A 10,590-nucleotide genomic window follows, 5' to 3' on the forward strand; every position below is an offset into this window, starting at 1 on the left:
GTAACCCCCCACTTCAGTTTGAGTTGCTTATTTCAAGTTGAGAGTGGGGTTAAATAATTAAAAAATTATAGCAAATTAAGCGGATAAAATCTATTTGGCAAGTCGTCTTACAGCCGCCTAGCTGCCTACAACGGCGTAATTACAAATTGGGCAATGTTAATTTGCACACAGATATTATATGCTTTGCTTATCAAAAGTTGTGAAAACTTACCTTATAAAACTTTACCTTATAAAAAGAGCACCGCTATGAACTCTCTCAAATACGGCTATCATCAACACGCTGTAACCCGTGTTTTTAATCAAAAAAAAACAGCTTTTAATCAAAAGCAGTTGGCTCAAGCAGTCTTTGTATTAAGCCTAATATCCGGCCAACATTATGCGTTAGCAGCGCCTGTGTCACATGTATCAGATGCGCCAGCTCAGCAATTTTTGTCAGATACAGCCCTATCTACGCCGACGCCTATTACCGCCACCCAAACGCTGCAAACGGCATTGACATCAGCCCATGAGCAAAACTTAGCGGCGCAAAAAGCGTGGCTGCGGTTATTGTATTATCCTGAAACAGTCACCACAAAACAGCCCTTTGAAAGTCGGGTCAACAATCGTTTTAACTCACAAGCGAGCCAACGACAATTTTTCGCCAGCGCGCAAGGCGCCAAAAATCCCCAAGCAGAACTTGATGAAATGCTCACACAGTTATTTCACCCTACCCAAAAAAATAATGCCTCTGTCCAATGTCGCTTTCCCGCTCGTACACAGTGGCTCATTGAAAACTTAGCCATCGATACCTCAAGCCTACCCCATCAACATTGTGATACGCTCGATTCATGGCTACAAAAAATCAATCCCCAATCCGTCTCATTAATTTTTGCCAGTGAGTATTTAGATAGCCCACCGTCTGCGTTTGCCCATAGTTTTTTGCGATTTGATAATGCCGACCTTAGCAATCATTACTATTTGAACTTCACCCCGAAAGTCACCGACGGTGAGCATTTTTTAAAATTTGCTTACAAATCCAGTATCGGTGGCAATACAGGCGAATTTACCATGACCAATTATCAGCAAGGTATCAAAGAATATTTGCAAGATAATGGGCGCAATGTGTGGCAGTATCAGCTCAATCTCAGCGATAAACAAGTTAAACAACTGGCCTATCGAACTTGGGAAATCAAAGACCAAAATTTGCCTTATTATCTGTTATCCGATAATTGCGCCTCTGAAATTTTGGTGTTACTAAATTCTATTTTTCCTGATAAAAATTTTTTAGTGAATGACTCCCCAATGATTTCCCCTGCCCAAGTAGTACGCATGTTAAACCACGAAAATTTGATTCGCGCTACCAATTTTAGTCCTTCAACACCGACTATTGTGCAAGCGCAATTAAACGCCCGCAACGCGGCAAATCATCCCAAGGCTTTTAATAATACTCAACAAAATCGGGCGTTAAGTTCTCAAATATTGCCTAGCCGCGACAATCCTGTACTGGCTAATCCTTTAAGTCGATTTGATATTGGGGTCAGTCAGCAGTCGTTTGGTGGGGTGAGTGGAAGACCTAAGTTAGACAGTAACCAGGCTATCACTTTAAATTACCGCATGGTGTATCGTGATGCGTTGGATAAAATTGATGGCTATCCCATAGGCTCACAATTAACGGCATTAAATATGGGTCTTAGCATCCATGACAACGCCGACCACCGAGATAGCGTGCAACTTGAGCAGCTCGGATTATTTGATGTGCGTTCATTGCATCCGATTAATAGTGCAAAAAAAGGTGTTTCATGGGGTGGCAATATTGGCTTACAGCGAGTCTTTGATGGTATCAAGGGTATCGACAGTAGCAACAAAGATGACCACAGCGCTATAGACAATCATTTGGTCGCAAATATCAGCGGTGAATTTGGTAAAAGCGTGGCGATCGGTAGCGCTGCTCCAAATACAGGCGATATGCCCGCCAATATTTGCTATGGCTTGGGCAGTATTGCAGCGCAGTTTGGTAAAGGCTTATATCATGGTTATCGTGCTGGGCTTGGCGTCAATGTCGGGTGCAATGCAGAATTGCGTTCAAATTGGCGTGCGATATCGGAATTAACACTGCCGTTTTGGTTAAGTGGCGATAGCGATAACGAAAGCTATTGGCAGCCCAAAATCAGTATTGGTAGTCAATATGATATCAATCAAACCAATGCGATTCGCGTCACCGCTAGCCGCGAATGGTTGCCGAAGTCCGACAGTATCGATAACGTTGATGAAGTTGCGCTAAAATGGCTACACTATTTTGAATAATCTAAGATTAGCCAATTTTGTGCTACGCCAAGCCAAAATGGCGCAATAATGCCATGCCGATGGCTAGACTAAACATGGAAAACACGGTGGTAAATCCTAAAATATTGGCCGCTAATATTTCATTGCCGCCCATGCTGCGAGCCATCACATAACTGGCAGCAGCAACGGGCGATGTTACCATAATAAACATCACGCCCATTTGTATCGGTGATAATTGCATCAATACACCCACCATGACCGCGGTGATAGGCGCCACGATAATTCGACCGATGCTAGCCTGCATAGACACGCCTGTCATATTGAGCATCGACTTGATATCGAGTGTCGCACCTGCACAAATCAAAGCTAACGGTAATGCTACCGCCGCCAATAACTCGCCTGTTTTGATGATAAATTCAGGCGGCATCGGCAGCTGCAATAACTTATAAGCAAACGCTGATACCAACGCAATAATTAACGGATTTTGCCCGATTTTTTTGGTCATGGTGATGGCTTTTTTAACCACGCCTTGGCTGTTGTTATCATTTCTGCTTAGGCTAATCACAGATAACACATTATACACAATGGTTAAAAGACCCATATAAACCGCACCGATACTCACGCCTTGGCTACCGTATGCATTAGTCACAGTCGCCAGCCCCATAATCGCCATGTTACTGCGAAAGACACCTTGTACAAACACACCTTTATCGCGGCTATCTTTGACAAAAAAATAGGCAAATAGCTCACCGAGAAAAAACAGTCCAAAAGTGACCATCAATCCCGATTTAATCAAATCGACCTGCTCAGCAAAATGAATGTCACTTTTTAGAATACTAAAAAATAGCAAACATGGCAGACAATAATTAAAGACCATATTAGAGGCGATTTCAACAAACGACTGGTTGATGGTTTGTTTTTTTTGCATCATCACTCCCAATAACATCAGCAAGATATTGGGCAAGGTAATTTTTAGCGCAAAGAGAAAGGCAGTTAGCATAATAATTTTTTTGAGTAGAAAATAAAAAAGTCCCAAGTATGGCACATACCAATACCATGGGACTTATGTAGCATGGTCTAAAGTTAAGAGCTTAGCACTTCACGCGCTTTTTTGCTTTTTTTAATCATCATGGCCAAAAGCTGTACCGCAGCTGGCGTGACGCCGCTAATGCGACTGGCTTGGGCAAGCGTCGTTGGGCGCACTTTTTCAAGTTTTTGCACGATTTCATTGGAAAGCCCAGAGATATCATGATAAGTAAAATCGTCTGGAATGAGCGTGTGTTCAAGTTTTTTCATCTGACCGATTTCAACTTGCTGACGATCGATATAACCGGCGTATTTGACACCAATTTCTATTTGCTCACCCACTTCGGCAGACACCGGAGATTGGGTCAATTCGCTAATATCATCAAATGATACGTTTGGACGTTTTAACAAATCAAGCGCGTTATTTTCTTTGGTCAATACTTCACCGGTTTTATCGATAAATGATTGACCCAGCGTATTAGTGGGCGTTGCCCAAAGCGAGCGCAAACGTGCGGTTTCTTGCTCAATCGCTGTCATTTTATCGCTATACACTTGCCAGCGTGCATCGTCCACCAGTCCTAAATCACGACCAATTTCTGTCAAGCGTTGATCGGCATTGTCTTCACGCAGTAGCAGACGGTATTCGGCACGACTGGTAAACATACGATACGGCTCTTTGGTGCCATGGGTGATGAGATCATCTACCAACACACCAATATAGGCTTGGTCGCGGCGCGGTGTCCAAGCATCCAGTCCTTGGGTGCGACGTGCAGCATTTAAGCCAGCTAAGATACCCTGCGCAGCGGCTTCTTCATACCCAGTGGTTCCATTAATTTGACCAGCAAAAAATAGGTTATCAATGGATTTGGTCTCAAGGCTTGGTTTAAGATTTTGTGGGTCAAAATAATCGTATTCAATCGCGTAGCCAGGACGCAAAATGTGCGCATTTTCCAGCCCTTTCATCGAGCGGACTAAAGCCAACTGGATATCAAATGGTAAACTCGTTGAAATCCCATTGGGATAAAGCTCATGGGTGGTCAACCCTTCAGGCTCAATAAAAATCTGATGGCTGTCTTTATCAGCAAACCGATGAATTTTATCTTCAATCGATGGGCAATAACGGGGACCAATGCCTTCAATCACCCCTGAATACATGGGTGAGCGATCCAGCCCGCTGCGGATAATGTCATGGGTGCGTTCATTGGTATGGGTGATATAGCAGTTGATTTGGCGCGGATGCATGGACACATCGCCCAAATACGACATGACTGGCAGTGGTGTATCCCCTGGCTGCACGGTCATGACACTAAAATCTACCGTGCGCGCATCAATGCGTGGTGGCGTGCCTGTTTTTAGGCGTCCAACCGGCAGCTTGAGTTCACGCAATCTATCCGCCAAAAGGATAGAAGGCGGATCGCCTGCACGTCCACCTTTGTGATTTTCTAACCCAATATGAATAGTACCACCTAAAAAAGTGCCAGACGTCAACACCACTGCGCCGCAAGCAAATTCAATCCCTGATTGGGTAACCACGGCTACGGCTTTGCCGTTTTCAACCAAAATATCATCCGCCGCTTGTTGGAAAATATCCAAGTTTGGCTGATTCTCTAAAGTATATCGAATCGCCGCTTTATATAAAATACGGTCTGCTTGCGCACGTGTAGCACGGACAGCGGCACCTTTACGGCTATTTAACACACGAAACTGAATCCCTGCTTTGTCGGTGGCAAGCGCCATAGCGCCGCCCAACGCATCGACTTCACGCACCAAATGCGACTTGCCAATCCCGCCAATCGCAGGATTACAGCTCATCTGTCCCAAGGTTTCAATATTATGCGTCAATAATAGCGTCTGCTGACCCATGCGCGCAGCAGCTAGCGCCGCTTCTGTGCCAGCATGACCGCCACCAATCACAATTACGTCGTAGATTTTAGGGTATTTCATCGTGTCACCCATCATTCGCTTGTCAATAAAAACTGACAATTATACCATGCTTAGACGGCTATCGATTATTTTTTTATCAATGCCAATCATTGAGCGTTTAAGGCGATAAGTTTGCTTCAACAATCACTAACCACATGACGAAAAAATCTAACTTATAAAAAAATCCAAGTCATTCGGCTTGGATTTTGATTGATTCGCGGATTTATAGTTATTGTGAATCGATTTGGCTATCGCGGATGATTAGTAATTCGTCTTTTAAACTTGTGACTTTAAGTTCGTTGGCATCATTAAACACTTGAATGTTAGCGCCTTTGCTATCTTTATAATCTTTATGACGACGAAAGTTGTGCTCAATTTCAAAACGAACCACCGTCTCAAGCAATGATTGCAATTCTGCCAACGTATAATGTTCCCACTGAATTTCAAGATGTGGGGCTAATTTACCTGTAATCATACGAACTCTATTATCAATTTTGACGACTTTGGTGGTCATGCTGATGCTCCAATATTTTTATTAGTAATTATGAGTTTCATCAATAAATGCGACTGGATGAACTAGAGATTGCTTTAATGCTAACGGATTAACCGGCTTTTATCAAGCAAGATTCATAGACTGGGCAATCACCGCAACCACTCTAGCCACTGTTATAAATTTTCTGGTCACTTATCAGTCATGTAATGAAAAAATAGGCGCGCTAAAAGCTCTTGGACGCCTAAAAACAGCCTCATCTTGATAAAATGCGGGTATCACATTGTCATCACTATAGCCAGGGATACCCATCACAGGTAACGGCTGAAAGCTTTTGGATGATAGCTTAACTGCATTATCCGCTAAATATGGCATTGCCAGTTGTCGAAATAGCTTAGCGATTGCGGTATCAAGCTGGTTTCTCTGACTGTCTATGGATTGCGCAAACCAACCCTCATCTACTAAAATCAGCAAGGTATGACTGGTGATATTTTTTCTTGGGTTAAGCAATTTTTCAAGCAGGGCATGACCAAATGGAAAAAAGGCAATGGTACGATGTTGAGCCAACCAATTTGCTCTATGAGTGACTAAAGCTGCTTGCCATTTAAATGCTTGTAACTGTTCAAGCAATAGCCTATCTGAACTCACCACAATGCCGCCATTTTCATCAAATACCGTTAACGCATTACGCAGCGCTGTTCTGGCGTTATGAATACCATGTCGCAAAATATCTTTGGCATGAAGTTCGTTAAAGATCGCTTTGGACTGCGGAAAATTCAGCCAAATTAAACCGTTTAATAAATCATGGTGATTGCCACGGGTTGGAATTTTCCCTGTCTTGGCAATAAAACTCTCATAAGCCTCATCCTCAGGCAGACACGCTTGGTCAACAAAGCGAATGGGTAAGTTTTCAAAATTGGCTATACGGCTGGCGTTTACATCCTCAAATCTATCCAAACAAGCATTCAAATTTTCAACAATATTGATAGCATTGATAGCAAGGGCATGACTATGTATTGAATGAGTATGTTTTGCGTCAAGCTTGGGAAAATTCGGAAAATAAGTCAAATAGTGATACCAAGGTTTATCAAAATCAATGATGGCGTTGGTGGGATGAGTCGCTGACATAAATACAATCTGATAATATAAGAATAAGAATAAGAAAAATAATCGTAGGCTGAACGAAAAATATTAGCATACTTTTAGTTAACCCTATGATAGATAATTACCACCTACCAATTATTACCACCCAATCATTACTAGCCAAGCATAGCTAATGGTTTAGATACTGTTGACTTCAATTCATCAAGCTATTGCGATTTTTTGAATGGGATGTTTGTATAACCTGTTTTGCATAATAAGCGATTTTTAGCACGATGTTGCAAAACATCATATAATAAGATACAGTCATTCAAATTTTACCACCCAGTAGAAGTAGAGTTATTACATGCATATTTTTCTAGCTCGCAATAATGTGCAAGCCGGCCCTTATACCCTTGAACAACTTAATCAAATGCTTGCCACAGGGCAAGTGTTACTCACTGATTTGATGTGGCATCAAGGGATGGATAACTGGAACACGGTCAATGCGATGACGGATGGGCAATTTTTTTACCGTCCAATAATTGATGAAAGCTTGTCAGTCGATACCCACCAACGTGAGCAGCCCGCTTCTGATGAAGCAGATTATATTATTAACAACACGCCTAATCCTATATCGCCTTCAGAAGATTCTGAGAATGTTTGGGATCGGTATTCAGTGAATAACCCGCACAAATCCCCTAACCCTACCAAGGTCACATTGACCAAGAAACTTAGCGCGAACCAAGACATTGCACACGCTAAAAAACAGTTAGACCTTGCTAGCATCGGTAGTCGTATCGCAGCAAAATTAGTAGATACCCTGCTTATGGTATTGGCGTCGTCGCCGCTGTTTATCTCCCTATATAACAGCCCAAATTTTGATAAGTTACTCAAATGGGCAGAAGCCGGACAAACCCGCTTGACCTCTGCCCAGCAGATGGAACTCATGTCAGCATTACCTGAGCATATATTGTTGTTAACCAATATTTTGGTATGGGGCTTAATGATTGCGCAAGTGCTATTATTGATGCGCCGTGGTCAGACCATCGGTAAGATGATAATGGGCATACGTATTTTGGATCGCCAATCCAATGCCATTCCTGGATTTTTTAACTTAATCATTATGCGTGGGTTATTTACCACATTGGCTTACTCTTTATCGATTTTTGGTTTGGTTGTGTTAGTTGTTGATTTGGTCATGATGCTCACCAGCAAAGAGCGATTAAGCTTACATGATAAAATCGCCAAAACTTATGTGGTACGTGCCGATGACACCCAAACCACGCCCCTTGCGTTAAAACCTGACTAAAGTGAATTAAAATCATCAAACCGTGTGGTATAACCATGCGGTTTTTTTATGCTCAATTGCCAACAGGCCTCGCCACGCGCTAGGTATTTCACCTCAAAATGCGTGCGCTCACTATGATTGGGTACTTGGGTTTTCTCCACCGGTACTTGCCAAACCGTCTGTGCTTTATGCTCGGCTTCCTCTATATAACTTTCAATATTACTGGCAAGTATAAGCTCGCCACCTGGTTTTAACCGAGACAGTAACCACTCAAAAAACGGCATATTGAGCCAACGTTGGTTGGGATTATGCGGCTCTGGGTTAGGGTAAAGAATGAACACCCCTGACAAGCTTTGTGCAGGTACAGCATGGGTGACCCAAGCAATGGCATCAGCATGAATAGTCGTTAAATTAGACAACTGCGTTTGATTCGCCATTTTTTGCATGGCTTGATATTTTTCTGCGGTACGTTCAATCGCGATGAGATGGGCATTGGCATTATTGCTGGCAAAACTCAAGGCATGCTTGCCTTTCCCTGCACCGATTTCAAGAAAAATGGCGGGTTGCTGCCAAAATGTTGCGGCAAGTGGCTGAAAATCTCTGGGATGACGGATACGATCGGGTTGAAACGGTCTGGTAAATTGATGACTTAGCATGAACAGTCGCTTGATTCGCCCAAAAAAAAGGATTTATAGTATACTATGGCAAATAATCCGATACACCATTTTTAAGAATACCTTTTGTTTATGTCTAAAACCGAGCCGACCCCATCAAATGCACCTGTCAAAACTTACCCCTGTCCCTGCTGCGGCAAACTCACCGTTTGGGCAGATAACCCTACCAAGCCATTTTGCAGTGCGCGCTGTAAACTCATTGACTTAGGCGCTTGGGCGAATGAGGACTATAAAATCGGTGCAGAAGACACCCCGTTTAGTGACGAATTAGACGCTTTTAAATAACGTAGATTTGATTGGTTAGTGATTGCGCTAGCTATGACTCGCTGACTATGATTCGCTAACTATGATTAAAGGAATCCCCATGAGCTCTTATTTACTTCCCACCTATAAACGCCAGCCCATTAGCTTTGTCAAAGGTCAAGGTAGTTACCTTTATACCGCTGACGGAACGCCGTATTTGGATGCGTTAACAGGGATTGCTGTCTGTGGCCTGGGGCATTGTCATCCGCGTATCACTGCCGCGATTGCCGATCAAACCGCAACGCTTGTGCATACCAGCAATCTTTTTGGTATTGATTGGCAAGAGCGCGCGGGTGAAAAGTTATGCCAAGTCGCAGGCATGGATAAAGTATTTTTTGCCAATAGCGGTGCCGAGGCCAACGAAGCGGCATTAAAAATGGCGCGACTGTTTGCATCAAATCGTGGGCAAACCCAAGCCAAAGTGATTGTGATGGAAAAATCGTTTCATGGACGCACCCTATTGACCGTATCCGCCACTGCAAATCCGATGGCTAGAGCTGGATTTTTTACCTTAGATGAGGATTTTATTCGTGTGCCTTTTGGGGATATTGAAGCGATTAACCAAGCGATTGCCGATAATGACAATGTTTGCGCTGTGATGCTTGAGCCTATCCAAGGTGAAAGTGGCGTCAATACCGCTGCCAATGGCTTTGATTTTTTAACCCAAGTTCGCAAAGTTTGCGATGACCATGACTTATTAATGATTTTAGATGAAGTACAAACGGGTAATGGTCGTACGGGGCGATACTTTGCCTATCAACATTCATCCATCAAACCTGATATTTTGACCACAGCAAAAGGGTTGGGTAATGGTTTTCCTGTGGGTGCGTGCATGACCACCGCAAAAGCCAATGATATTTTTAGCTATGGCTCGCACGGTTCAACGTATGGTGGTACGCCGCTTGCTTGCCGTGTGGTTAGTGAAGTGATTGATGTCATTGATGATGAGAATATGATGGCAACTACGCTAAGCAATAGCGCAGCATTGATTGAGCAAATCACCAGTGAGCTGGGTAGCGAAGGGGTTACTGTACGCGGAAAAGGCATGATGCTAGGGGTGGTGATGCCACAGGATCGCGGCATTGCATTTGATACCTTGGTCGATAAAGCGCGTGACAATCATCATCTAATCATCAATGTGGCAGGCGGTAATGCCATTCGTTTATTGCCACCGCTCAACATGAGCGCCGATGAAACCGTCCAAATCGGTGAGCGCCTCATTCACCTTATCCAATCAGCCATGTAGTTTTTTTGCACTTAATGGTAAAGTTAGCCGATTAGTCAATATCGGCTTTTTCATCGCAAACTTGCCAGTCAACCGTTTGATTTTGACAAGATGATATAATAGCTGTGTTTTATATTGGGGTAATTTTATGACAACCATTGCTGTTTTTGGGCACAAAAAACCAGATACCGATGCTATCGTATCCGCCATTGTCATGACCTATTGGCTCAATCAACAAGGTATAGATGCCAAAAGTTACCGCTTAGAACCTGTTCACGATTAAAAAATATGCTAGGATAAGCTACATAATCAATTA

At 43.1% G+C, this 10,590-nt stretch carries 10 protein-coding genes; 5 read left to right on the plus strand and 5 right to left on the minus strand.

Annotated features, from left to right (window positions below):
* Window positions 1–246 precede the first annotated feature (246 nt).
* Window positions 247–2,283, plus strand: coding sequence for an Lnb N-terminal periplasmic domain-containing protein (locus tag RTP55_RS10835; protein ID WP_312386019.1), 2,037 nt, complete (start codon window positions 247–249; stop codon window positions 2,281–2,283).
* A gap of 22 nt (window positions 2,284–2,305) precedes the next feature.
* On the opposite strand, the gene RTP55_RS10840 is transcribed toward RTP55_RS10835, so the two are convergent.
* From RTP55_RS10840 to RTP55_RS10855, 4 genes are all read right to left on the minus strand, one after another.
* Window positions 2,306–3,262 carry an AEC family transporter gene (locus RTP55_RS10840; protein ID WP_312386021.1) on the minus strand — a complete coding sequence of 319 codons (957 nt, stop codon included), beginning with the start codon at window positions 3,260–3,262 and terminating at the stop codon, window positions 2,306–2,308.
* An 83-nt stretch (window positions 3,263–3,345) separates the two neighbouring features.
* Window positions 3,346–5,232: a tRNA uridine-5-carboxymethylaminomethyl(34) synthesis enzyme MnmG gene (mnmG, locus tag RTP55_RS10845; RefSeq protein ID WP_312386022.1), complete on the minus strand. Its 1,887-nt coding sequence runs from the start codon at window positions 5,230–5,232 to the stop codon at window positions 3,346–3,348.
* A gap of 208 nt (window positions 5,233–5,440) precedes the next feature.
* Window positions 5,441–5,725: a hypothetical protein gene (locus tag RTP55_RS10850; protein ID WP_312386024.1), complete on the minus strand. Its 285-nt coding sequence runs from the start codon at window positions 5,723–5,725 to the stop codon at window positions 5,441–5,443.
* Between the two features lie 174 nt (window positions 5,726–5,899).
* Window positions 5,900–6,829: a DUF3025 domain-containing protein gene (locus RTP55_RS10855; protein WP_312386025.1), complete on the minus strand. Its 930-nt coding sequence runs from the start codon at window positions 6,827–6,829 to the stop codon at window positions 5,900–5,902.
* Between the two features lie 319 nt (window positions 6,830–7,148).
* Between RTP55_RS10855 and RTP55_RS10860 the strand changes: the two genes are divergently transcribed.
* Entirely contained in the window at window positions 7,149–8,093 is a 945-nt protein-coding gene (locus RTP55_RS10860; RefSeq protein ID WP_203171980.1) for an RDD family protein, read from the plus strand.
* Here RTP55_RS10860 and RTP55_RS10865 read toward each other — a convergent pair.
* The gene (locus RTP55_RS10865; protein ID WP_312386027.1) at window positions 8,090–8,728 is read right to left on the minus strand and encodes a methyltransferase domain-containing protein; all 639 of its coding nucleotides are present in this window, start codon (window positions 8,726–8,728) and stop codon (window positions 8,090–8,092) included. The two genes, RTP55_RS10860 and RTP55_RS10865, sit on opposite strands and share 4 nt — an antisense overlap.
* A gap of 90 nt (window positions 8,729–8,818) precedes the next feature.
* On the opposite strand from RTP55_RS10865, the gene RTP55_RS10870 reads away from it, so the two are divergent.
* From RTP55_RS10870 to RTP55_RS10880, 3 genes are all read left to right on the plus strand, one after another.
* Window positions 8,819–9,031 carry a DNA gyrase inhibitor YacG gene (locus RTP55_RS10870; RefSeq protein ID WP_312386028.1) on the plus strand — a complete coding sequence of 71 codons (213 nt, stop codon included), beginning with the start codon at window positions 8,819–8,821 and terminating at the stop codon, window positions 9,029–9,031.
* Window positions 9,032–9,110: 79 nt separating this feature from the next.
* Window positions 9,111–10,295, plus strand: a complete 1,185-nt coding sequence (locus RTP55_RS10875; protein ID WP_312386030.1) for an aspartate aminotransferase family protein — start codon at window positions 9,111–9,113, stop codon at window positions 10,293–10,295.
* A gap of 127 nt (window positions 10,296–10,422) precedes the next feature.
* The gene (locus tag RTP55_RS10880) at window positions 10,423–10,557 is read left to right on the plus strand and encodes a DHH family phosphoesterase (protein WP_312386032.1); all 135 of its coding nucleotides are present in this window, start codon (window positions 10,423–10,425) and stop codon (window positions 10,555–10,557) included.
* The last annotated feature ends 33 nt before the right edge of the window (window positions 10,558–10,590 follow it).

Origin of the sequence: Moraxella sp. CTOTU47579, from assembly GCF_032004885.1 — a bacterium.
GTDB classification, from domain to species: Bacteria; Pseudomonadota; Gammaproteobacteria; order Pseudomonadales; family Moraxellaceae; genus Faucicola; species Faucicola tetraodonis.